Annotated in this window: 23 protein-coding genes; 11 read left to right on the forward strand and 12 right to left on the reverse strand. The window is 40.0% G+C overall.

The genetic code is table 11. From position 1 onward, the window contains the following. Window positions 1-8 precede the first annotated feature (8 nt). Window positions 9-491 carry a tetratricopeptide repeat protein gene (locus RM049_RS08105; RefSeq protein WP_322672628.1) on the forward strand — a complete coding sequence of 161 codons (483 nt, stop codon included), beginning with the start codon at window positions 9-11 and terminating at the stop codon, window positions 489-491. Window positions 492-719: 228 nt separating this feature from the next. Then, entirely contained in the window at window positions 720-992 is a 273-nt protein-coding gene (locus RM049_RS08110) for a hypothetical protein (RefSeq protein WP_322703817.1), read from the forward strand. A 104-nt stretch (window positions 993-1096) separates the two neighbouring features. Here RM049_RS08110 and RM049_RS08115 read toward each other — a convergent pair whose 3' ends face one another. Both RM049_RS08115 and RM049_RS08120 read right to left on the reverse strand, forming a co-directional pair. Next, window positions 1097-1396: a type II toxin-antitoxin system RelE/ParE family toxin gene (locus RM049_RS08115; RefSeq protein WP_109009499.1), complete on the reverse strand. Its 300-nt coding sequence runs from the start codon at window positions 1394-1396 to the stop codon at window positions 1097-1099. Further along, the gene (locus RM049_RS08120) at window positions 1393-1614 is read right to left on the reverse strand and encodes an addiction module protein (RefSeq protein ID WP_322703818.1); all 222 of its coding nucleotides are present in this window, start codon (window positions 1612-1614) and stop codon (window positions 1393-1395) included. The genes RM049_RS08115 and RM049_RS08120 overlap by 4 nt, the downstream gene beginning before the upstream one ends. A 235-nt stretch (window positions 1615-1849) precedes the next feature. Here RM049_RS08120 and RM049_RS08125 point away from each other — a divergent pair, with 235 nt between their 5' ends. Continuing rightward, window positions 1850-2803 carry a pentapeptide repeat-containing protein gene (locus tag RM049_RS08125; RefSeq protein ID WP_322703819.1) on the forward strand — a complete coding sequence of 318 codons (954 nt, stop codon included), beginning with the start codon at window positions 1850-1852 and terminating at the stop codon, window positions 2801-2803. Window positions 2804-2824: 21 nt separating this feature from the next. Here RM049_RS08125 and RM049_RS08130 read toward each other — a convergent pair whose 3' ends face one another. From RM049_RS08130 to sufB, 6 genes are all read right to left on the reverse strand, one after another. Next, window positions 2825-4270: a UPF0158 family protein gene (locus RM049_RS08130; protein ID WP_322703820.1), complete on the reverse strand. Its 1446-nt coding sequence runs from the start codon at window positions 4268-4270 to the stop codon at window positions 2825-2827. A gap of 112 nt (window positions 4271-4382) precedes the next feature. Further along, window positions 4383-5015, reverse strand: coding sequence for a Uma2 family endonuclease (locus RM049_RS08135; protein ID WP_322703821.1), 633 nt, complete (start codon window positions 5013-5015; stop codon window positions 4383-4385). Between the two features lie 268 nt (window positions 5016-5283). After that, the gene (locus RM049_RS08140; RefSeq protein ID WP_322703822.1) at window positions 5284-6546 is read right to left on the reverse strand and encodes a cysteine desulfurase; all 1263 of its coding nucleotides are present in this window, start codon (window positions 6544-6546) and stop codon (window positions 5284-5286) included. A 39-nt stretch (window positions 6547-6585) separates the two neighbouring features. Next, the gene (sufD, locus tag RM049_RS08145; protein WP_322703823.1) at window positions 6586-7950 is read right to left on the reverse strand and encodes a Fe-S cluster assembly protein SufD; all 1365 of its coding nucleotides are present in this window, start codon (window positions 7948-7950) and stop codon (window positions 6586-6588) included. Further along, entirely contained in the window at window positions 7950-8741 is a 792-nt protein-coding gene (sufC, locus tag RM049_RS08150) for a Fe-S cluster assembly ATPase SufC (protein WP_322703824.1), read from the reverse strand. The genes sufD and sufC overlap by 1 nt, the downstream gene beginning before the upstream one ends. 92 nt (window positions 8742-8833) lie before the next feature. After that, window positions 8834-10273, reverse strand: a complete 1440-nt coding sequence (gene sufB / locus RM049_RS08155) for a Fe-S cluster assembly protein SufB (protein ID WP_322703825.1) — start codon at window positions 10271-10273, stop codon at window positions 8834-8836. A gap of 410 nt (window positions 10274-10683) precedes the next feature. Between sufB and sufR the strand changes: the two genes are divergently transcribed. Next, window positions 10684-11367, forward strand: coding sequence for an iron-sulfur cluster biosynthesis transcriptional regulator SufR (gene sufR, locus RM049_RS08160; protein ID WP_322703826.1), 684 nt, complete (start codon window positions 10684-10686; stop codon window positions 11365-11367). An 87-nt stretch (window positions 11368-11454) separates the two neighbouring features. After that, window positions 11455-11715, forward strand: coding sequence for a hypothetical protein (locus RM049_RS08165; protein ID WP_322672636.1), 261 nt, complete (start codon window positions 11455-11457; stop codon window positions 11713-11715). A gap of 230 nt (window positions 11716-11945) precedes the next feature. On the opposite strand, the gene RM049_RS08170 is transcribed toward RM049_RS08165, so the two are convergent. Continuing rightward, window positions 11946-12578, reverse strand: coding sequence for a hypothetical protein (locus RM049_RS08170; protein ID WP_322672637.1), 633 nt, complete (start codon window positions 12576-12578; stop codon window positions 11946-11948). A gap of 357 nt (window positions 12579-12935) precedes the next feature. Further along, window positions 12936-13262: a YbjQ family protein gene (locus RM049_RS08175; RefSeq protein ID WP_196528493.1), complete on the reverse strand. Its 327-nt coding sequence runs from the start codon at window positions 13260-13262 to the stop codon at window positions 12936-12938. Between the two features lie 649 nt (window positions 13263-13911). Between RM049_RS08175 and RM049_RS08180 the strand changes: the two genes are divergently transcribed. Continuing rightward, complete coding sequence (locus RM049_RS08180) at window positions 13912-14592, forward strand: tetratricopeptide repeat protein (RefSeq protein WP_322703827.1); 681 nt, start codon at window positions 13912-13914, stop codon at window positions 14590-14592. 2 nt (window positions 14593-14594) lie between these two features. Here RM049_RS08180 and RM049_RS08185 read toward each other — a convergent pair whose 3' ends face one another. Then, a complete protein-coding gene (locus RM049_RS08185) occupies window positions 14595-15497 on the reverse strand; it encodes an ABC transporter ATP-binding protein (protein WP_322691665.1) in 903 nt (300 codons plus the stop codon). Window positions 15498-15762: 265 nt separating this feature from the next. On the opposite strand from RM049_RS08185, the gene RM049_RS08190 reads away from it, so the two are divergent. The 3 genes from RM049_RS08190 (at window position 15763) to RM049_RS08200 (ending at window position 19329) form a co-directional block, all read left to right on the forward strand. After that, window positions 15763-17364 (forward strand): alkaline phosphatase, encoded by a 1602-nt coding sequence (locus RM049_RS08190; RefSeq protein ID WP_322703828.1) that lies wholly within the window; start codon window positions 15763-15765, stop codon window positions 17362-17364. Between the two features lie 190 nt (window positions 17365-17554). Next, on the forward strand, window positions 17555-18796 hold the full coding sequence (locus RM049_RS08195; RefSeq protein WP_322703829.1) for an AAA family ATPase: 1242 nt from the start codon (window positions 17555-17557) through the stop codon (window positions 18794-18796). Window positions 18797-18804: 8 nt separating this feature from the next. Next, window positions 18805-19329 carry a hypothetical protein gene (locus RM049_RS08200; protein WP_322703830.1) on the forward strand — a complete coding sequence of 175 codons (525 nt, stop codon included), beginning with the start codon at window positions 18805-18807 and terminating at the stop codon, window positions 19327-19329. A gap of 147 nt (window positions 19330-19476) precedes the next feature. Here the strand turns inward: RM049_RS08200 and RM049_RS08205 are convergent, their stop codons facing one another. Continuing rightward, window positions 19477-20076: a hypothetical protein gene (locus RM049_RS08205; protein ID WP_322703852.1), complete on the reverse strand. Its 600-nt coding sequence runs from the start codon at window positions 20074-20076 to the stop codon at window positions 19477-19479. A gap of 234 nt (window positions 20077-20310) precedes the next feature. Between RM049_RS08205 and dacB the strand changes: the two genes are divergently transcribed. After that, on the forward strand, window positions 20311-21780 hold the full coding sequence (dacB, locus tag RM049_RS08210) for a D-alanyl-D-alanine carboxypeptidase/D-alanyl-D-alanine-endopeptidase (protein ID WP_322703831.1): 1470 nt from the start codon (window positions 20311-20313) through the stop codon (window positions 21778-21780). 29 nt (window positions 21781-21809) lie between these two features. After that, a complete protein-coding gene (locus RM049_RS08215) occupies window positions 21810-22709 on the forward strand; it encodes an LD-carboxypeptidase (RefSeq protein ID WP_322703832.1) in 900 nt (299 codons plus the stop codon). Window positions 22710-22716: the final 7 nt, after the last annotated feature.

Consider the following 22716-nt stretch of genomic DNA (forward strand, 5'->3'; position numbering starts at 1 on the left):
TCAAATTCATGGATTCTTTATTTATCAATTCCTTACTTGAAGAGTTGAAAAACCCGGATGCCACAGTGCGCGACAAGGCAACCAGAAAAATCTGGCGGATCTGGTTTCAGCAAAAGGGAATCTATGGGCTGGAAATAATTGACCGCAGTCAAAAGTTACTGGATGCAGGTGAAATTGCTGAAGCTGAAATAGCGCTGACAGCATTAATTAAAGACCAGCCAGATTTTGCCGAAGCTTGGAATCGTCGAGCTTTTCTCTATTACAGTATTGGCGATTATCAAAAATCTCTGGCTGATTGTCAGATGGTTGTACAGATAAATCCAATACATTTTGGGGCGCTTCATGGTATGGGCTTATGCTATGCAGCAATAGGAGAGTATAGTCAAGCTATCCGAGCTTTTCAACGTGCTTTAGAAATTCAGCCCTATTCCCTAGTGAATCAAAAGTTGATTCTAGAATGTACATTTAGATTCAGCTACAACGGCAGATAGGGGAGAGCATCATACTGTCTTACGAATCTGTTATCATCCTCATCAACAACAATTCATCGCCTTACTCGCCATAGTTTTATTCAATACGCTTCTAGCTGAATTAATAGCAGCGTTATTGCTGCTTGTACTAACAGTAATCAACTGTCAACTAACAATTCTCGGTTGAATAAAGTTAACTTAAGTACAAACTAGATAGCACAAGCAGAACATGGTGGATTTTACTAAACGATGTCTACGAAGAGCTGCGCCTTTGCCATTGGTATTTACAAAGACTACAGTTTAGATGTAACTATCAAGGAAGAGTCTTCTCTAGGTTCTCAGCGGTACTCAATTGTTGATGGGGGTACGGCAGATTTCTTTATGAGTTATGGTATAAATGCCGTGAATGCCATAGCCACAGTTACAGCAATTTTCAAGAAAGACCCCTGGTGTCTTATTGCACATCCCAACTCAGCAATTAACATTTTTGCCGATTTTATTTTTTTTACTCTGTTAAGTTAAAGGTTTTTCTAACTATAGCAATCCTAAATGAGTTGTCAAAATCGAGAGACTAAGAGGATATATATAGATGGTTCAGGTGATTGTAGGCGAGATCATAAAAGCGTTCAAATATTCCTGCTTTGCCATTGTTTAGGATTACGTTTGACGTGGTAACAAGCAATTACAGTGATAACATTTTCTTCTACAATATAAATAACACCATAGGGAAACCTACGTATTAATAATCGCCGCGCTTGTCGATACACCACGGGATAAGCTGAAGGGTTACGTCCGATTAATGCTAAACAGCTATCAACGGCACGTACAAACTCCGAACCTACTCCAGAATCACGTTGCTCATACCATTCAAAAGCATCTTGAATATCCAGTTCTGCTTCTGGACTAATTATTAACTGATAGCTCATTCAGTTAAACCTAGTCTTTGCTTGACGGATTGCCAGTTTGAACCTTGGTTTGGGTTTTGGCGATGCATCTCCAAGCGTCTATCTAATTCTTGTTTTTGCTCATCGTTGAGAGGAACTTCATCGGGTGTGGTAAGAATGCTGTCCCATAAGTCCTCGGCAAGCTGTATACGTTCAGATACACTTAGTTCAGAAATATCGAATTTTAATATAGGGTGCATGGTTGTTGTTAATGTATTTAGTTAAATATAAACTTATTTTAAATTATAAATGACTTATCTTAATTACCAGTTAAATAAAGCATCAATTCTTATCTTTTGATGAAGCCTGCGGCGTTGTGTCTTTAAAATTTGAACACATAGCCAAAGTTCAGACAAACAAATACAAGCGTAGATTTTGGTAATCTTTCTGGTTAAATATATTTAATACCATTACAAAAGACTTGAAGACACACCTATGGGACAAGGGTTTACTCCAGAGACGAATATAGATAAGTTACTGAGACTCTATGCAGAAGGAAAAAGAGATTTTCAAAATATAAACTTAAAACAAGCGGATCTCATAGCCGTAAATTTGTCAGAGGTGAATATGAGAGGAGCAAACCTACAATTATCATTCTTAGAAGAGATAGACCTGAAAGGAGCTAATCTGGAGAGAGCAAACCTGAAAAAAGCCAACTTATCAGAAGCAAATTTAGAAGGGGCTAATCTGCGAAAAGCAAACTTGCAAGGGGCAAAGTTGATCGGGACGGAAGTACGTAGAGCAAACCTACAAGAGGTAAATCTGAGACAAGCAGATTTAGGAGGTGTTAGAAACTTAAGTATGGCAGACTTGCTTGCAGCAGATATGCAAGGCGCTGACTTAGAGATGACAAACCTAGAGAAGGTAAACCTGCAAGGAGTTAACCTGAGAAAAGCTAACCTGAAAACAGCACGTTTATTTGAAGCTGACCTGAGTAGCGCCGAACTTCAAGATGCAGTTTTTCAAAGCGCTTTTTATAACGAAAAAACTCGTTTTCCTGAAGATTTCGATCCAGTGAGTGCTGAAATGTATTTAATTGCTCCTAAAGTGTCACTGAAAGGGGCAAACATGGTCGGAGCATTACTATTTGAAGTCGATTTAAGTGAGGCAAATTTAACAGGGGCAGACTTAGCTGAAGCACATTTGGAGAAAGCTAACCTACAAGGAGCAACTTTGAAAGGAGCATCCTTTAATAGTGCAGAACTATTACAGGCAAACTTATCTGGTGCAGACCTAACAGGAGCAGATTTAAGTTTTGCAAGGCTTAAAGAAGCAATAATTTTCGATACCAAATTTCAAGATGCTTGCTACAACAGACTTACTAAATTTCATCAAGGGTTTGACCCTGTAAGCGCTGGAATGCGTTGGATTGATATTGATATTGATTAGTAATGTAGAGTAAACCTCTCATTAAATGGAAAATAGGTTTTTAACTCTATCTACCGAATACAATTTCATTGGATGTCCATTCTTGTAATATGGATTTTTTCTGATCCCATCTGGCTCTCCCAACTGCCTGATTTGTTGTGAAGTTAAACCCAGTTCATCTTTTAATGTTGTGGCTGACTTTAATTCAAGTTGATTACCTTGCTCATCTACTGGATAAAAATTACATACACGGGAATCAAAGCCATTTTTAGGTGACATAGGCTGATGACTAGCAGATGCACTAACCCCTTCTCCAGCTCGAACCAAGTGACCTACACCCCACAGTAAAGGAAGTTTATTAGTTTCGGCTATTTCAATCGATTGTTTTTTCACTTTTTCAAAGTCTGTAGATTGGTTGCCGACAAATTTATTAGTCCACCAATAAAGAGACTCATAACCAACAAGCCGAACAGACCAAAATATAACTGTACAATATTCTCCTTCACAATCACCTGTAAATCGCCATGCTACGGCTACACATTCAGATGGTAGAGGAACTACTTGTTTGAGCCACTCACATTGCTCATACCGCTTTCTCAATGCCTTTTTACTTGGTGCATATATTGGATTCTCAGGAATATAAATTTTTTTACCTATAAATTCCTCACAATATTTACCGCATAGACTTGGAGCAATTAGTACCGTCATTTCTTCTGGGTCAATTGCAATCAAATTCAGATCAAATAGAGTATGTAAATCTGCCCGAAGAAGCAAACCATTGCAAGGGTGATTAGTCTCTGAACCAAGATAAGGAATAATATGTGCTGCTTCTAAAGCTTGTTCTACATCACTCCCAGAAATGGCACATTTCCCGTTATGAGTTACAAGCAACTGCTGACGAAATTTAGGCTGACCTTGGCGACGAGTAATTGATGTAGCGATTTTTTTTCTAGCATCCTGAATATTTTCTGGATCAAAATCATCAATAATATTATCTAAAGTGTCAGTATTATTAGGTTCTGGAATTTCTTCTTGAATTTGACTGTTATTTGAAATGCTGCTATGAATTCTTATTTTATCTAAGGCATCATCATTGATTATCTCAATACCTACTGATTCTAACCAATCTGTTAATCGCTTTTTTATTTGTTCATTTTCAAATTCTGTCCAAGTATTACCAACAATATATTTGACTCGTTTAAAATGTCCTCTTCCTCCTCCATGAAATGCATTTTCCACCTGTAAATGTAGTGTAGGATCTTCAATATTTTCGATGAAAAGTTCCATGTCATTGCTACCATCACATAAATCTGGTATTTGGAGATACCGATTACCAGACTCTAATTCTTCAAAATCTAAATCATTAATTTCATTATCCCTAGATAGGTGGATGACTTTACTTTCCATATCTATAATCAATTCACCCAATTCATTATAGTTTTTTAATACTTCTATTATCCAGTCAATATCTATGTTGAGTTTTATCATAATAACTTTTTCAATTAATAGTTAACTATTAAAATATCCTAAACTTGTATTATTTCACAATATTTTATCAAAGCTAGTGTTAATTTTCTTAGTTTATAGTAGCTCTTGTAAACTACCTTATCTTCTCCCTCATCCAAGTCCGAAAGTATTTTAACAAAGCAATTTCTCCCATACTTTTACTCTGCTCAATAAATCTACTTATCTCACTCACTGAAACTATAGGAAAAGCAATACTAGATTTACACTCTACATATTGCCCTTCTATCAACTGAGAAAACTTTAAATTTTGCCCGTCGTATCTCCAAAGTTCAGTTACACCCAACGCTGAATAAATCCCCAATTTGTTAACTGAACTGCTGGTAATGTCAATCTCAATTGCTAAGTCAGGCGGCAAATCATTTTCTAAATTTAAAGTTTGCTTACCCCTAATAGCTAGTTCATTCTGGATATAGTAGCAAGTATCTGGTTCTATTCCCCGCTTTAATATTTTCCGCTTCAATGTTGTAGAACCAGCGCTTCTAATTTCAATTCCTAATTCTTCAGCTAAGACTAGAATAAAACGGTCAAATTGAATTTTTGGGTTTTCATGTTCAAAAAGTGGAGTCATAATTTCTAAAACACCGCAATCATAAGCAAACCGAGAACCTCTATCTTCACCTGTATCTCTCAACAAGGCTTCAAAGGTTTCCCAACTGATGTTATATAGCACTGTTCTTTGTTCACCAACTGTTGACTTGACAATCATATTAAAATAATTCGTAATTTGTAATTCGTAATTAATTCATGATTTTAAGCTATCTTTTCCCGCACCCAAGTGCTAAAGGATTCCAGCAAATTAATTTTATCTATAGTTTTACTTTGCTGAATAAATTTCTTCATATCATGAACACAAATTAAAGTAAAGTCACTGTATGACAGTTTAGTTGCTCCTAAAAATAATCGAAACAGCAAAATTGTGCCAACTATTGTTAGTTAATAACTGGCACAATCAGCATCTAAAATTTTGTCTACTTTTAACTAGAGAAATCAGCAAAAAAATCAATAGTTTCTTTCAGTGCTTTGATGAAAATATCAATTTCCTCACGGGTATTGTAGAAAGATAGACTGGCTCGCGCGGTTGCAGCAAGACTTAAATAACGGTGTAATGGTTGAGTACAGTGGTGTCCAGAACGGATAGCGACGCCTTCTTGATCTAATAATGTAGATAAGTCGTTAGCGTGAACTTCTCCGGCTGTGAACGACGCAAGAGCGGCTCTCCCTTCACCTTTTGCATTTGGTTTGGGGCCGTAAATTCTAATTTGGGGAATTTGCTCTAATTGTTGGAACAAATAAGCGGTTAATTCTGCTTCGTAGGCGTGGATTTTATCCATGCCGATAGTGCTAAGATAATCGATCGCAGCACCAAGTGCGATCGCTTCTCCAATTGCAGGTGTACCAGCTTCAAATTTATGTGGTAATTCTGCATAAGTGGAATGGTCTAAGTAAACCTCTGCAATCATCTCACCACCACCAAAAAAAGGTGGCATTGATTCTAACAGTTCCAATTTGCCATACAGAAATCCTATCCCAGTTGGAGCGCACATTTTATGACCAGATGCTACCAACCAATCACAATCTATCTTCTGCACATCTACAGGATAGTGGGGAACACTTTGGCAAGCATCAACTAAGAATTTAGCACCATATTGGTGAGCGATCGCACCAATTTCTTCTACTGGGTTAATACAACCCAAAGTATTAGAAATATGCACTACTGACACCAACTTTGTTTTTTCGGAAATCAGCTTTTTAAACTGTTCCAAATCAAAAGTTTCTTCTGGTGTTAATTCTACAAATTTCAGTACTGCACCCGTTTTTTGTGCTACCAATTGCCAAGGCACAATATTACTGTGGTGTTCCATCACCGAGAGAATAATTTCATCTCCCGGCTGCAAATTATTCATTCCCCAGCTATAAGCTACTAGGTTAATCGCCTCACTTGCGTTGCGGGTGTAGACAATTTCCTGACGGGATGCAGCATTGATGAATTTGGCAACTTTATCTCTAGCACCTTCATAAGCATCAGTAGCTTTAGCACTTAGAGAATGGGCACCTCGATGTACGTTAGCATTATATTGCTCGTAATAATCCCGCAGGGTATTTAATACGAATAAAGGCTTTTGCGAAGTCGCAGCATTATCGAGATAAACCAAGGTTTTCTCGTTGACTTCCTGATGCAATATCGGGAAGTCAGCGCGAACTTTATCAGCAAGGGTTTTGGTAGGAGTAAAAGTCATTGGTAGATTAGTTATTAGTCATTAGTCATTTGTCATTTGTCATTCGTCATTCGTCAGAGACTTAAGATTATTGACTGTGTTTAACAAGATTTCTCGTAGAGAAGGAACTGGTATTTTGTTGATGATTTCGGCAGCAAAGGCGTTGATTAACAACTTACGAGCATCGTTTTCATTAATTCCCCGGCTTTGGAGATAGAATATTTCGTCATCTTCCAATTGGCTAACGGTAGCGCCGTGAGCGCACTTTACATTATCCGCAGTAATTTCCAGTTGGGGTTTGGTATCAACTCTGGCTTTCGATGATAGTAGCAAATTGCGATTCAACTGGGATGCATTTGTTAACTGCGCTAGTTTGGGTACAAAAACTTTACCATTGAACACCGCATGAGCGCGATCGCCTACAATACATTTATGCAATTGGTCACTTGTACCGTGAGGATAGTTAAGTGCGATCGCACTGTGAGTATCAGACAACTGCTTACCAGAAATTATCGTCAAACCATTGAGAGTAGTTTGTGTCTGCTCACCAGTTTGCAAAATCTCCAAATTGTGCCGTGACAACTTTGCACCTAAAGTTATGGCATGACAAGTATATCGACTATCACGAGCTTGTGCGATCGCAGTTTTCCCAATATGAAAAGCCTCTGCACCTTCCCACTCAACCCTAGTGTAATTAACTTCCGCATTGTCACCAACCCAAATTTCCGTAACCGCGTTAGTTAAGTAAACTTCTTTCTCTGCGCCTCTGCGGTTCGTATACTCTTCAACCAACGTCACCTGCGAACCACTTTCCGCCACCACCAAACAACGCGGCTGCGAAATCGTCGCTGTCTCACCCGCAACCGAAATAAACACCAAATGAATTGGCGTTTCAACTACCACATTCTTCTTCACCCACACCACAGCTGCATCAGTTATCCCAGCCGTATTAAGAGCAGTAAAAACCTCCTGCGCTCCCTCAGCTTGAGCTAAATACTGCCGTACACCTTCCTGCTCAACCACAGACAAATCAGCCAAATTACTCACCACAATTCCAGATGGTAAATCTGAAACTGCGGATAACTCCGGCGCAAAAACGCCATTAACAAATACCAAACGACTATTAGCTGCTTCTGGCAAAATATCAAATTGCAAAGACGCAAAATTTCCCGCCTCTACATTAAATTGCACCTTTCGTAGAGACGACAAATCAGTAAATCGCCATTCTTCCTCGCGGGTAGTCGGGAGAATCGAGTGACGTACCCAATTAGCAGCACCTTGGCGTAATTCCTGCAACCAACCTTCTGTTTTAGTTGCTGTTACTTGATTTAACAACCCAGTCAGATAATCATCTCTATCTAACATCGATGTCAAACTGACTGCATTTGAATTAGGTATTGGACTAGGAGATACTTGAATATTCATTACACACCCACCTCAGTAGCTGCAAATTCTTCCAGCACCCAGTCATAACCGCGAGACTCTAATTCCAGCGCCAGTTCTTTACCACCACTCGTAATAATCTGTCCCTGCGCCATCACATGCACAAAGTCAGGCACAATATAATCAAGCAACCGTTGGTAGTGAGTAATCAAAATTGTCGAATTTTCTGGACTTGCCAGTTGATTTACCCCATTCGCCACAATTCTGAGCGCGTCAATATCCAAACCCGAATCAGTTTCATCCAAAATTCCCAACTTTGGTTCTAGTAGCGCCATTTGCAGAATTTCATTCCGCTTTTTCTCACCACCAGAAAACCCTTCATTCAAACTCCGACTGAGAAAACTGGAATTCATCTTCACTACATCCAGCTTTTCCTCAATCAAATCGTCAAAATCAAAAGCGTCTATTTCCTCTAAACCTTGCGCCTTGCGACGAGAATTATACGCCACCCGCAAGAAATCCAAATTGCTCACACCCGGAATTTCTAACGGATACTGAAACGCCAAAAACACACCACTTCTAGCGCGTTCCTCCGGTTCCAACTCCAGTAAATTTTGTCCCTGAAAAATCACCTCACCGCCAGTCACCTCATACGCCGGATGCCCAGCCAACACCTTAGAAAAAGTACTCTTACCAGAACCATTCGGCCCCATGATCGCATGAATTTCACCCGATCGCACCTCCAGATTCACACCCTTCAAAATTGGTGTCCCATCAACATTAGCCGTCAGATTCCGTACCGACAGCACAACTTCACTATTTTCAATAATCATCTTCTCTCCCTTCTCTGCGCCTCTGCGGTTCGTTACTCTTCCAAAAGATAAACACAGAACGCCGATGTCCCTGTGTTTATCCTTGCTTCCATTTATCCAACACTGCCTTCCAACTTCAAACTCAACAACTTATCAGCTTCCACAGCAAACTCCATCGGTAGCTGATTAAAAACATCCTTACAGAAGCCGCTAACCATCATCGAAATGGCATCTTCTGAAGAAATACCCCGTTGAGCAAAGTAAAATAACTGATCTTCCCCAATCTTGGAAGTAGAAGCTTCATGCTCCACCTTCGCAGTATTATTTTGCACCTGGATATAAGGGAAAGTGTTGGCATGGGCATTATCCCCAATCAGCATTGAGTCGCACTGGGAATAATTTCTCGCTCCTTTAGCAGTCGGATTGACTTTCACTAAACCCCGGTAGCTATTACTAGAATTACCTGCGGAGATTCCTTTAGAAATAATTGTACTGCGGGTATTCTTACCTACGTGAATCATCTTTGTACCCGTATCGGCTTGCTGCATATTATTTGTCAGCGCCACGGAGTAAAACTCACCCACAGAGTTATCACCCACCAAAACACAGCTAGGATATTTCCAAGTAATTGCCGAACCTGTTTCTACTTGAGTCCAGGAAATCTTGGAATTTACGCCCTGACACAAACCGCGCTTGGTGACAAAGTTGTAAATACCGCCTTTACCGTTAGCATCGCCAGCGTACCAGTTTTGCACAGTGGAGTATTTAATTTCGGCGTTGTCGAGGGCGACGAGTTCCACAACTGCGGCGTGCAACTGGTTGCTGTCATACATCGGTGCGGTGCAACCTTCGAGGTAAGAAACATAACTACCTTCTTCGGCGACAATCAAAGTCCGCTCAAATTGTCCCGTGTCACCAGAGTTGATGCGGAAGTAGGTAGACAGTTCCATTGGGCATTTTACGCCTTTAGGAATATAGACAAAAGAACCATCGCTAAATACGGCGGCGTTCAAGGCGGCAAAATAATTGTCAGCTATAGGAACAACGCTACCCAAATATTTTTTGATCAGTTCTGGGTGTTCTTGCAAAGCTTCCGAAAACGAACAGAAAATAACGCCATCTTCCGCTAGCTTTTCTTTAAATGTAGTAGCGACAGAGACACTATCGAAAATTGCATCAACGGCGACATTTGCCAGCCGCTTCTGTTCAGATAGGGAAATGCCTAACTTCTCAAAGGTTTCTAAAAGGGTTGGATCGACTTCATCCAAACTGTTGAGCTTTTCTTTCTTGCGTTTTGGCGCTGAGTAATAAATGATATCCTGATAATTTATTGGCGGGTACTTGACATTCGGCCAAGTTGGTTCCGTCATTTTTTGCCACTGGCGATAAGCTCTGAGGCGAAAGTCCAGCATGAACTGCGGCTCGTTCTTCTTAGAGGAGATCAAGCGGATAACGTCCTCGTCTAGTCCACGCGGAATAGTGTCGGCCTCAATGTCCGTGACAAAGCCGTACTTGTAGGGTTGGTTGACTAAGGTTTTGACAGTGGCACTCATCAGTAATAATCTCTCGTGTTCGGAACTTGAATCTCTCTATAAGGATGGGAGACGGTTTTCTTTAGCCGATTCCCATCTACCGTTACGGAATGGTTACACGGCTGCTAGAATAGTGGTGGAGAGTAAAACAACAGCTATGTTGTTTAATCTATCTTCATTTTACGCTAAATTAACAACAACAATGTTGTCAAAGTCAAACAATTTTGGATTTTAGATTTGCAATTTGGGATTGAAAGAGACCACAAAGGTGCTTGGCTCAAGGATTTTAGATTGACGATCGCGTAGCGGGCTATATACCAGAAAACTTTTTTAATCCAAAATCCAAAATCCAAAATCCAAAATCGGCACGGTCAAATTTTCAAAGAAATTAATTTTTGGGGCGTTCGCTGAACGTCTCGCACCACATGAAGATGGCGACTACCCACCAGTCCTCAACCAAGCAAGATATCCTAGAGTATCTGCACAAACACGAAAAAGCAACGGCTTTGGAGCTAGCTGAAGTTTTAGACGTTACCCCTCAAGCTATTCGTCGCCATCTCAAAGATTTGGAGACGGAGGAGCTAGTTTTGTATTCGACATCAGTGCAGACGGCGGGGATGGGGCGTCCGCAGCATCTTTATGAGCTGAGTCGTCAAGGACGCGATCGCTTGCATCGAACAATGAGCGATCGCTTTGGTGATGCAAGCGGAAATTTTGCGGTTTCGTTGCTAGACACCTTAGCCGAAACGGTAGGACACGACCAATTTAAATCGATTTTAGAGAAACAGTGGCAGCGCAAAGCTAAAGAATACCGCGATCGCGTCGGTAACGGTTCACTGCGAGAACGTGTAGCCAACTTAGTAGAGTTGAGAAAAGCAGAAGGCTTCATGGCGGAGTATCACCCTGTTGATGTGAATGACTCCTTTGAGAGCGATCGCTTTATCTTAATGGAGCATAACTGCGCCATTTCTAACGTTGCCGAGTCTTTTCCTAGCATCTGTGGTCACGAATTAGAAATGTTTGCAGCCGTCTTACCAGATTGTAACGTAGAGCGCACCCACTGGATTATTGATGGCGAACATCGTTGTGGTTATTTAGTACAAATTCGTCATTAGTCATTAGTCCTTTGTCATTTGTCATTTGTCATTTTTTTAATAACTAATACCTAACTAACTTTGAGATAGCATTTCATTTTTTCATTTATGGATGTATCACCACAGCAACCATCAACACAATTTTTAACCCTGGAAGAGTCAGCAAAAGTAGATGCAGCGTTGTTGTCTTCCCCAGAAAAGTTTTTAACAAGATTGACAATTTCATCACTAAAGCTTTTGAAGCATATTGCCCAAGAGTACGGTGTTGCTATTGAAGATTTGACAGCGCAGCAAGTAATTGCCTGGTTTGAAAAAGATGGAAAAATTCGTCGCGAGCAGGGAATTGAAGGTTCATATCTAAAATGGTGAACTGTGGTAGTAAAGTTTGCATTTTATGTTCAGTGAAGAAAATTGTAGGTTGGGTAGAACGAAGTAAAACTCAACAAAGTTGAGGAAATGTTGGGTTTCGTTCCTCAATCCAACCTACGTATAAGTTGAGTTTTAGGTTTAACAACTGTATTGTGCTATAAAAAAAAGCACCTTTTTAAAGGTGCTTTTTTTTATAAATAACATTTGATTTTTCAAACAATTATTTAAGTTTAAGTATTGTAAGTGTTAGTCCGAGGACTACGAGCGCCAGTTACGGCTCCAATCATTGAGGCTATTAAACCCAACAAAGAACCAAACACAAACCACCACAATCCCGAACGTAAATTAGCTGCCGTTTCACGAGCTTGTTGGGCACTTATGTTTGCTTGTGGTACATTAACACCACCTTGCTGTTGTACCTGGTTTATGACTTCTCCTGCGTTAGAAGCAGCAACACCAAAAGCACCAGATACTCCACTTGCTAAAAGCCATGAGCTAACTGCCAAAGTCGTTGCCCAAAGAATTGCACCGTTCAGAAGCGCTGTATTGCGGTTCATGGGCCCACAAGCACGGGCTGTAACCCAACCACCAGTAAATAGGGAAATTAGTAAAGCGATAGTTGACCAAAGCCCCGCATTACCCGCAGCGTTAGGGGCAATTGTTCTGGGCGCACCTGAACCTTCAACTGTGCCTGCTGCAAACGCACCAATGATAGCGCTCAAAATTAATTGGGTAGCTAAGGAAACCAACAAACCAGAGATAATCGGCCCCCAGCGAACAAGATCGTGATATTCGGCTACTCGGCCCGCTACCGCAGGCTCAGTATGAATAGCGTCATTACCTGTCCGATTTACGTATGACATAGCTTATGTTCTCCAGTGCTGTTTCAGCAAAGTTGCTGCTTAGGTATATTCATGTTTATGCTTAAAATTAAATAACTAAACTAGCTGTTTTAATCTCTATCGATAGAAAGATTTAATAGGTGTATCTTTAGTGAGAAAAATAGATTTGCTTTCACAATTTTTAATATAATTTAGTAATTATTTATGCATTAAGAATTTTTTCTAAATTTTCAAATAAAAATTATTAACTTAAAATGCAAATATTAGCTAGCTATCATCTATTAGATAGCTATCATAGAGCAGCTTTAGCTATGTATGAACTAGACTTAATCTAATTAAAACTTTGTAATGATTGTCAAAAATAAAAATCATCAAAAACTAACGCATCCTCACAGCAGTGCCTGTGGCAGTAATCAGCAAAAGCACTCCTGACTGGTCAATATTTATTGTGCCGGTATCAATTTCAATCCCGATTACAGCATTTGCTCCTAAACGTTGTGCGCGTTGTTCTAATTCTTCTAGTGCCTTGCGTTGACCCTGCTCAAATAAACGCTCGTAGCTACCAGTGCGTCCACCGATAATATCTCGAATACCAGCCAAAAAATCCCGCAAGAAATTGCTACCGTAGACGACTTCTGCTGTCACAATGCCTAAATATGATTCAATCACGGCTCCTTGAATGACATCAGTGGTAGTTATAATCATAAATTAACCTCCTATATGGGATCTATCTTAATATTTATTATTAAAGTATTTTGAGAAATACTTTAATAATTGTAACTATTCTTACAGAAGACAAGTGTGATAAACATCCTCTCATACAATTTTAGATTGCACTTTGGGGTTAGTGTTGTCCTAAACAGGTTAATCCTACATTTGACAGTTTAAATTTATCTTATCTTTGAATGACCAAAAAAGGATGTAAATGCCTAAATTAAAACTTCTCAAAGGGTAGTATCAAGGATTAAAAATGCCAGAAAATTGGATACAGAGTCAGCAAGCTTTTAAATGAAATAAAAATAGGAATAAATGTCAAAGCCTATAAGCTTGCTGTATCAGAATTTAGGATTAAGTCAAATTCCTGGTGAGTTGTTCTGGGTAACACGTATAACTACTGATTAAAAAATGTGTAGTTTTGCTATAGTACTGGTTTATATGTAGGGTATCTTCACCTGCTTTCGATCGCTTACACTTCATCCTTCAGTAAAAACTCTGTTATGTAGTGCTAAATGTAAACGAAAAGAAAATGAACTATTAACATCTGAATCACTACGAATAAATACAGTTTTCAAAAACCCATATTTTTGTTTTAATGTACAAGAAAAAAGTCCTCTAAAATTTCAGGAAATTTACTGTGTACAAACCAACATCATTCGTGTTTAGTGTGGTGTTACTAGGATGTTTTGCTTTCACCATACCTTCAGTAGCTCAAGCTCAGGTATTAGTGGCGCAAGCCAAAAACCCAGAATTAAAGCAATTACTGGAGGAAGGACGGAGGTTAGTCAATGCTGGGGATTATGGTGGTGCGATCGCTGTTTATCAGCAAGCAGCTAGTTTAGATCCTAAGAATGCTAAAATCCATTCAGGTATTGGGTATTTATACGCTCAACAGGGAAATTACCAGGCAGCATTAGCAGCTTATCGTAAAGCGATTGGTATCAACCCTAATAATAGTGATTTTTACTACGCTGTGGGTTACATCAAAGCCAATTTGGGCGACACGCGTGGGGCAAAGGAAGGTTATCGTCGTGCCATACAACTGAACCGTAACAACGTCAACGCCTATTTAGGATTGGCTGTAACCCAATCGCGTATGGGAGACTATAATGCTGCTACCTGGGCATACCAACAAGCAATCGACTTGGATAAAAACAACGCCCAGACTTATGAGTTGATGGGTTCGATGTATAAACAGCGACGACAAGCCAAACAAGCAAACAGCTTGCTTCAGAAAGCCCGTGACTTGTACAAACGACGCAATGACTCAGATGGCGTAGAAAGGGTAGAAGCCATGCTGCGGCAGTTAGGAGGATGAGGTTAATCTAACTGGCGTCCCGTTAATTCCACAAAAATATCTTCTAGATTAGAGGGACGCACCATCATTCCAGTTTTATCTGGCTGTTCATTCAAATAGATATTTGCTGCTTCCAAGGATGGGAAAAACAGATATTCCCAATTACGAACGCTATCACTTCCGACATTAGATACACCTAATTGTTTCATCACCAAACCTTCACCGTGAGCAAAACGCAGTTGTTGTAAAGTTCCCAAAGAAATCAGCTTACCGCTATCCATAATACCGATGCGTCCTGGCTTGGTAGAACCAAAGGCATCGCATAAAAATTCGACCTCATCCATATAATGGGTCGTCAGTAGCATCGTCATTCCTTGTTTATTTAAATCCCGAATGATTTCCCAGAGGCGTCGCCTAGTCTGGGGGTCTAGTCCTACCGTTGGTTCATCTAAAAACAAAATTTGCGGTTGATGCAATAAAGCTCTCGCAATCTGCAACCGTCGTTTCATACCCCCAGACAGGGTTTTTACCAAATCATTACGTTTTTCTGCTAGCTCAACATACTCTAGCCATTGATTAATCAATTTTTGTCGCTGCGGGTTACTAATGTGATGTAGTCTCCCGTGCAGTTCCATATTTTCCCAGACGGTTAAATCGTTATCCACACTGACTTGTTGCAAGACAACGCCAATACTCTGTTTTGCCAACGTTGCTTGGCGTGTCACATCATATCCACCTACTTCTATCCGTCCTTGGGACGGTTTCGTGAGTGTAGTCAGCATCCGAATTGTGGTTGATTTACCCGCACCGTTCGGGCCAAGTAAAGCAAATATCTCCCCCGCTTCAATTTGGAATGATAGGTCATTGACTACAGGTACATTGTTGTAAAACTTGTAGACATTTTCTAAAAAGACAGCAGCAGTCACGTCGCTTCGCTCCGAATTAAAAATTAAAAATTAAAAATTAAAAATTAACCAACTCATAAATAAATTTAGTTGCTCTGTATCCTTTTCTGTTCGGTCATGGATAAACTTGCTCGCACCAGTTCATAATCAAGACTACCATTCTGATTACATCAAACTAAATATATTTTATTAACCCTTAGATAACTCAATCTTTACTTGTTGACATAACAAGGTGTGATAAACACTTATCCTGTAATACTTTAGTTTAAGGTTGCTGTTATTTAGTATGGAATGTCATCACCCATTGAAGCTAAATCGGCGTCAGTTTTTGCTACATTCAGCTATCACTGCTGGTGGAATTATTTCCACAAACTTTGTCGCTAAATCACCAGTTTTTGGCGAAGCACCTGCAATTATCACCTCTGATAGAATGCGTCCTGGCATACCTTATGGTGTAGCTAGCGGAGATATATCTAACGATAGCATCGTGATTTGGAGTCGGAGCGATCGCCCCGCCAAAATGATTGTAGAATATTCTACCAGCGAATCTTTTCGCAACGTGCAGCGAGTTGTGGGGCCCAATGCTTTAAAAAATAGCGACTTTACAGCACGACTTTATCTGAAGAATCTACCACCAGACCAAAAATTATTTTATCGGGTGATTTTCCAAGATTTAGATTATCAACGGACTTGCAGCGCTCCTTTTTATGGTACTTTCCGAACACCCCCCAAATCTGGACGAGATATATTCTTTGTTTGGGGTGGCGACACCGCCGGTCAAGGATGGGGAATTAATCCTGAGTTTGGTGGAATGAAAATTTACGAAACTATGCGCCAACTTCATCCCGACTTTTTCATTCATTCTGGCGATAATATTTATGCTGATGGCCCCATCCAATCAGAAGTAACTTTAGACGACGGCACTATTTGGAAAAACATCACGACACCAGAAAAATCAAAAGTAGCAGAAACTCTCACAGAATATCGTGGTAACTATATCTACAATTTGCTAGATAAAAATATCAAGCGTTTCAATGCTGAAGTTCCCATATTGGCACAGTGGGACGACCACGAAACAAGAAACAATTGGTATCCTGGGCAAATTATCCTCAACGATGACCGTTATACAGTTAAGGATGTTAACTTACTAGCTCAAAGGGCAAGACAAGCATTTTTAGAATATCTGCCTATTGGATATGAAAGCAATAATCCAGATAAAGCGAAAATTTATCGCTCTTTCAACTATGGCCCATTATTAGACATTTTCATGCTGGATGAGCGCACCTACCGGGGGCCAAATTCCCCCAATAATCAGCCAGTACCAAGTAAAAAAACAGACTTTTTGAGCAAAACCCAAGTGGAATGGTTGAAAAGGCAACTGCTGTCATCAAAAGCAACATGGAAAGTGATTGCTAGTGATATGCCTTTGGGACTGATAGTTAAAGACGGTAGCACTGATTTTGAAGCTTGGGCTAATGGAGATGGCCCAGCTTTAGGAAGAGAATTAGAACTTGCCGATTTACTACGATTTATCAAAAACAAGAATATCCAGAATGTTGTTTGGTTAACTGCTGATGTACATTACGCAGCAGCTCACTATTACAACCCCGCCAAAGCAAAGTTTAGTGACTTTAAGCCTTTTTGGGAGTTTGTCGCCGGGCCACTTAACTCTGGCACATTTGGGCCAAACGAATTAGAAAATACTTTTGGCCCACAATTGATATTTCAAAGCCTCCCTCCAGGTACAAAAGCAAATCGACCACCAAGTGAAGGTTTGCAATTCTTTGGAGGAGTCAAAATTAATGGAAATACGAAGGTGATGACGGTAACATTGCGTAACTTGGCTGGGAAGACTGTTTACAGTGTAGATTTACCGCCAGAAAAATAAATCGCCAAAATCATAGTGAGATGTAGCCAGTTAGATAGAGTAATTACACAATTTTTTACTTTGTCTGCTGGCTTTGCTGTTTTTTGGGTGGGATGTTGAAGGATAAAAAAATTGTGCAATGCCTGCGGCGGGCTTTGCCTACGCTACTGTTAAGAGCTAAATTTAAGTAGGTAGAGTTTTGGAGTTGATCATGCTTAAGCAACTCATCTTAGAGAACTGGAAAAGTTTCCGTTATGCCGAGCTTCCACTTGACCCGTTGACTGTTGTGATTGGGACAAATGCAAGTGGTAAGTCTAATGTAGTTGAAGCTTTGGAATTTTTACAAAGAATAGCTAGAGGTGAAAATATTGAAGTAGCTTTAGCAGGAGATAAAACACTTCCATCTATTCGCGGTGGTGTAGAATGGGCTGCAAGAAATGGTGAAAATGAGTTTACATTAAAGATACTAGTTGCAGATAATGATGGTAAAGTAGATTATCTTTACAGAATCACATTAAAAACAAGACCAACTCTTAATAATTTAACAGAAAAAATAACTATTCTTCAAGAAGATCATGAATATTTTCCCATAGAGTTTGGATTATCAGGTGATAAATTTTCTGCAAGAAGTTCCTTGCTTAATCGTAGTGATTTCTATGGACTACCATTACATTTTATTGAATCTAATTTTATTTCTGAACAATCAAAAAAAGAATTATATCAGTCAAATTATTTCAAAAAAAATAGCGTTAACATAATTAATAATATAATTTTGCCAACAATTGAAAATATTTTAGTTCTTAATCCAGTTCCTTATAAAATGCGGAATTATTCACGTCTCTCTGATAATTTAGAAAGCGATGGTTCTAATATTGCTGGTGTACTAGCAGCATTGGATGGTGAACAAAAAGCCGAAGTTGAATCAACTCTATCAGCCTACATTAAAGATTTACCAGAAGGTGATATTAAAAGAGTATTTGCAGAGCCAGTCGGTAGACTTAAAACTGATGCAATGCTCTACTGTGAAGAAGAATGGAAACCTGGAGAGATGACACTAATAGATGCTAAAACTATGTCAGATGGAACTCTCCGTTTTATCGCAATTCTTACAGCATTGCTTACTCGACCCGAAGGTAGTCAACTGGTAATTGAAGAAATAGATAATGGGCTTCATCCATCACGTGCAGGATTACTTGTAAGAATACTGCGAGAAATTGGCAGTAAAAGAAAAATTGATATTTTACTTACTACCCATAACCCAGCTTTACTTGATGCTTTAGGCCCAGAGATAGTTCCTTTTGTGCTTGTCGCACACCGCGATTCTGAAACTGGAGAAAGCAAGCTTACACTTTTAGAAGATATTGATAATTTTTCTAAGTTATTTGCATCATATTCTTTGGGTGATATGACAACTAAGGGTGCAATTGAAAGAAGCCTTTCTCGTAATGAATAGTTACTAATATGAGAAAGGTACTACTCATCGATACATCGCTTTTATGCGTTTGGTTAGAAGTTCCCGGTAGAGAAACTGCTGGTAATAATGAATGGGATTATCAGCGTGTAAATCAAAAAATTCAGGCAGAAATCGACAAATCAACAACGCTGGTACTTCCTTTAGCTGCTGTTATAGAAACGGGTAATCACATTGCACAGGCTAAAACAGCAAATTCAGAAAGTAAACGTATAGCAGCTCATAAATTTGCTGAAATCATAACTTATGCGGCTGATGAAACCACACCTTGGGCTAAGTTCCGTGAGCAAATTGTCCTTTGGGAGGAGGAAGAATTGAAAAACTTAGCCGCTAAATTCCCCAATCAAGCTGTAGAAAAGACTTCTATGGGTGATGCTAGTATTGTCATCTTGGGTTGGCACTATCACCAAAAGGGTTTCTATGTAGAATTTTTGACTGATGATGACAAACTAAAATCTCAAGAACCACCGCCACCGCAGCCACCTACGCGTCGTAGCAGTCGAACAAAAAGGTAAAATATCCTTGAGTTTTGGAAATTTGATTATGTCTCAGACTCCTGCTTACAGTTGCAGGCTACTGTTTAGAGAAGTAAAGCATTATCTTGTATAATCAACAATTAATGACTCCCCTTGATGGGGAGTGATTTAATATCAGTTCGCTAGCTAAGATGAAATTGGTACATTTTTAAATGCGGCTGTATCTGGCACAAAAATGTCCAAGTTATTAACACCATCGGGAACTCTTAGCCAGATATAAGCATCTGCGGAGGCTTGTGGACGTACTGGAAACAAAGAAACGCTTCCTGTTGAGCGATTAAGAGCAACTCCTTTGTAGGTTACGCTAGTCTCAGGATTGCGGGCTGTTGTACTAGCTACCGAGATAATATCGCTACCAACAACTCCGTCTGTGGCAAGGCGACGAATCCGCATTTGCAGATTTACCACATCACGGTTTCCAGTTTCTGGATCTTTAATTCGTTTTGCTGAAAGTAACTCAACTTCTGCCTTTTTGCCAAAAGCAGGCTGCACAAATTGGCCAGGACTAATTGCTGAAGTTGTAGCACTAGCTGGGGATGGTGAGACAGTTGCTTCTGGAGAAGTTGTAGCTATAGGACTTGGGACTTGAGTGGGAATGGTGTTACTGGCTGTACTAGTAGTATTTAGTGTTTGCCGTAACATAAAAACTTCATAAGCTACATAGCCGCTACATCCCAAAGCCAAAGTAGAGAGTAATACAGCTACACCAGATAAAAATGTACTCACACCATTGCCTCGATTTCGTATTTCTGTATATGCAGGTTGACTTGGGTTTCGATTTTGTAGTCCCATAAATTATGTTAGTGCGTAGGCGCAGCCCGTCGTAGACATCGCCTATGTATGAAACATGTGAACATCTTCCCTATACTAATTAAGTAACTTTACTGAGCTAATTCTTCTCTCTCCGGAAAGAAATTGTTTGCAAAGTAAAAATATCTGTCTTTGGGATAAGGAAAATTGGTGAGACTTAAGACTTTAAATCAACCACTGGGTGTTTTATTAATATTTTTGACTAGCCAGATAGGATTGAGTTCTATTGCGAAAGCACAAACCCCAGTTGCACCAACAACTACCACAAAATCAATTTGCTCTAGCCAACTGGGAACAGCGATAGATGCTGTAATCAATCGTCCCTTATTTAGTCGGGGACGCTGGGGAATTTTGATACAACCTCTGTCAACGGGGCCAACTCTTTACAGTCGAGATGCTCAAAAATATTTTACTCCTGCGTCTAACCTCAAATTGCTGACAACAGCAGCCGCGTTGCAGGAATTGGGTGCTAATTTTCGGATTCGCACCTCTATTTATCAGAATGGCAATGGTGTTTTACGTGTTGTCGGCAGGGGAGATCCTAGTTTAAGTGATACTGAACTGCAAAAATTGGCACAGCAGTTAAAACAGAAAGGTATTACTCAAATTCAGCAGTTGAGTGCTGATGATAGTTATATTCAAGGTGATATTGTTAACCCCACCTGGCAATGGGAAGATGTGCAGTCAAGTGATGGTGTACCAGTCAGCAGCTTTATTCTGAATCAAAATATTTTTAGCTTTAAACTTGTACCACAGGCTGTAGGTAAATCTTTGCAAGTGCTGTGGATCGATCCTGGGGAAGCAAAACAGTGGCGGATAATTAATCAGTCAATAACCGTCCCTCAAAATCAACCGAGCTACGTCAATGTCACCCGCGAATTATCAGGAACAGTATTACGAATTCAAGGACAACTGACAACGAATTCTGAAGAATCTTTAATAGATTTGCCTGTAGTTGACCCTAATTATTACTTCTTACGACGTTTTCGTACTGCCTTAGCAACAGAAAAAATTACTTTGGCACAGACATTAGTAGTAAATGGTGGTGTGAATCAAAGGGAAATAGCATTTGTAGAGTCGCCACCTTTAGCTGAATTATTAGCAGAAACTAATTTAAATAGTAATAATCTTTATGCTGAAGCATTGCTGAGAGCATTAGCTGTGAAAAAGACTAGACTGAAAAATCAGACTAGTGCTGATGTCGGTTTAGAAGTTGTCAAAGCAAGTTTAACTAAATTGGGAGTCGATCCAGCTAATTACATTTTGGTCGATGGTTCAGGTTTATCACGTCGTGACTTAGTGACACCAGAAGCTTTTGTACAAACTCTGCGGGGAATGGCAAAAACCCCAACAGCATATATATATCGCGCATCTTTACCCGTGGCTGGTAAAAGTGGAACTCTGAAAGGCCGCTTTCAAAGTACATCTGCTGAGGGTATTGTGCAAGCAAAAACAGGTACGTTAACGGGTGTAGTTTCTCTATCTGGATATATGAATGCGCCGAAATATGAGCCGCTAGTTTTTAGTATTATCGTCAATCAGTCGAATCAGTCTGCAACAGTTATACGGCAGGCAATTGATGAAGTTGTTGTCTTGTTAACACAATTGCAGCATTGTTAATATTATACTTTTCACTCCTAACTTGTTTCATGCCAGCCAAAATCTTACCACCGCCCTTAAAACCTGGAGACTTACTACGAGTAATTGCCCCTAGTGGTGCTTTGCGAGAGTTCGAGGAATTTAAACAGAGTCTAGAAATTTGGCGATCGCGTGGCTACAAATTAGAAATCAGTCCCCAGATAGATGACAAATGGGGTTATCTAGCTGGAACAGACGAAACCCGTCGTCAACAGCTAGCAGCAGCATGGCAAGATCCTGATTGTCGTGGTATTCTCTGTGCCAGAGGTGGTTTTGGCAGCACCCGCATCTTAGAAAATTGGAATTGGCCATCAGGGCTTCCCAAGTGGCTTATAGGCTTTTCTGATATCACAGCTTTATTATGGAGCCTTTATACAGCAGGAATTTCCGGCGTTCACGGCCCTGTAATGACAACTTTGGTAGATGAGCCAGATTGGTCAATTAAGCGATTATTTGATTGGATAGAAGGTGGTTCTTTTACCCCTCTTAAAGGTTGCGGTTGGGGTGGTGGTGTAGTGAATGGTACTTTATTACCAGGGAATCTGACGGTGGCTACTCACCTTTTAGGTACACCAATCTTGCCACATCTGGATGGTGTAATTCTGGCGTTGGAGGATGTTACCGAAGCACCTTATCGCATCGATAGGATGCTGACACAGTGGCGTTTGAGTGGTGCTTTGTCTCAAGTCTGCGGTATTGCTTTAGGCGGTTTTACTCGTTGTGAAGCGCCACCAACTATATCTAGTTTTAGTGTAGAAGAAGTATTGCGCGATCGCTTAGGTGATTTAGGGATTCCCATTGTCTCCGATTTGCCTTTTGGCCACGATAGTCCCAATGCAGCATTACCAGTGGGTGTAGAGGTAACTTTAGATGGAGATGCGGGAATATTAGCGATCGCGCATCCACATTAAGTTAAAA

It is taken from the genome of Nostoc sp. DedQUE04, from assembly GCF_034530995.1.
Classification (GTDB): Bacteria; Cyanobacteriota; Cyanobacteriia; order Cyanobacteriales; family Nostocaceae; genus Nostoc.

Bases quoted from the DNA above. Each gene is read 5' to 3' on its own strand.
- RM049_RS08120 (WP_322703818.1), bottom strand. From the start codon at position 1,614: ATGCACCCTATATTAAAATTCGATATTTCTGAACTAAGTGTATCTGAA.
- RM049_RS08200 (WP_322703830.1), top strand. From the start codon at position 18,805: ATGAGAAAGGTACTACTCATCGATACATCGCTTTTATGCGTTTGGTTA.
- RM049_RS08135 (WP_322703821.1), bottom strand. From the start codon at position 5,015: ATGATTGTCAAGTCAACAGTTGGTGAACAAAGAACAGTGCTATATAAC.
- RM049_RS08125 (WP_322703819.1), top strand. From the start codon at position 1,850: ATGGGACAAGGGTTTACTCCAGAGACGAATATAGATAAGTTACTGAGA.
- RM049_RS08170 (WP_322672637.1), bottom strand. From the start codon at position 12,578: ATGTCATACGTAAATCGGACAGGTAATGACGCTATTCATACTGAGCCT.
- sufR (WP_322703826.1), top strand. From the start codon at position 10,684: ATGGCGACTACCCACCAGTCCTCAACCAAGCAAGATATCCTAGAGTAT.
- RM049_RS08190 (WP_322703828.1), top strand. From the start codon at position 15,763: ATGGAATGTCATCACCCATTGAAGCTAAATCGGCGTCAGTTTTTGCTA.
- sufB (WP_322703825.1), bottom strand. From the start codon at position 10,273: ATGAGTGCCACTGTCAAAACCTTAGTCAACCAACCCTACAAGTACGGC.
- RM049_RS08110 (WP_322703817.1), top strand. From the start codon at position 720: ATGTCTACGAAGAGCTGCGCCTTTGCCATTGGTATTTACAAAGACTAC.
- RM049_RS08115 (WP_109009499.1), bottom strand. From the start codon at position 1,396: ATGAGCTATCAGTTAATAATTAGTCCAGAAGCAGAACTGGATATTCAA.
- RM049_RS08215 (WP_322703832.1), top strand. From the start codon at position 21,810: ATGCCAGCCAAAATCTTACCACCGCCCTTAAAACCTGGAGACTTACTA.
- sufC (WP_322703824.1), bottom strand. From the start codon at position 8,741: ATGATTATTGAAAATAGTGAAGTTGTGCTGTCGGTACGGAATCTGACG.
- RM049_RS08175 (WP_196528493.1), bottom strand. From the start codon at position 13,262: ATGATTATAACTACCACTGATGTCATTCAAGGAGCCGTGATTGAATCA.
- RM049_RS08130 (WP_322703820.1), bottom strand. From the start codon at position 4,270: ATGATAAAACTCAACATAGATATTGACTGGATAATAGAAGTATTAAAA.
- RM049_RS08165 (WP_322672636.1), top strand. From the start codon at position 11,455: ATGGATGTATCACCACAGCAACCATCAACACAATTTTTAACCCTGGAA.
- RM049_RS08105 (WP_322672628.1), top strand. From the start codon at position 9: ATGGATTCTTTATTTATCAATTCCTTACTTGAAGAGTTGAAAAACCCG.
- sufD (WP_322703823.1), bottom strand. From the start codon at position 7,950: ATGAATATTCAAGTATCTCCTAGTCCAATACCTAATTCAAATGCAGTC.
- RM049_RS08140 (WP_322703822.1), bottom strand. From the start codon at position 6,546: ATGACTTTTACTCCTACCAAAACCCTTGCTGATAAAGTTCGCGCTGAC.
- RM049_RS08195 (WP_322703829.1), top strand. From the start codon at position 17,555: ATGCTTAAGCAACTCATCTTAGAGAACTGGAAAAGTTTCCGTTATGCC.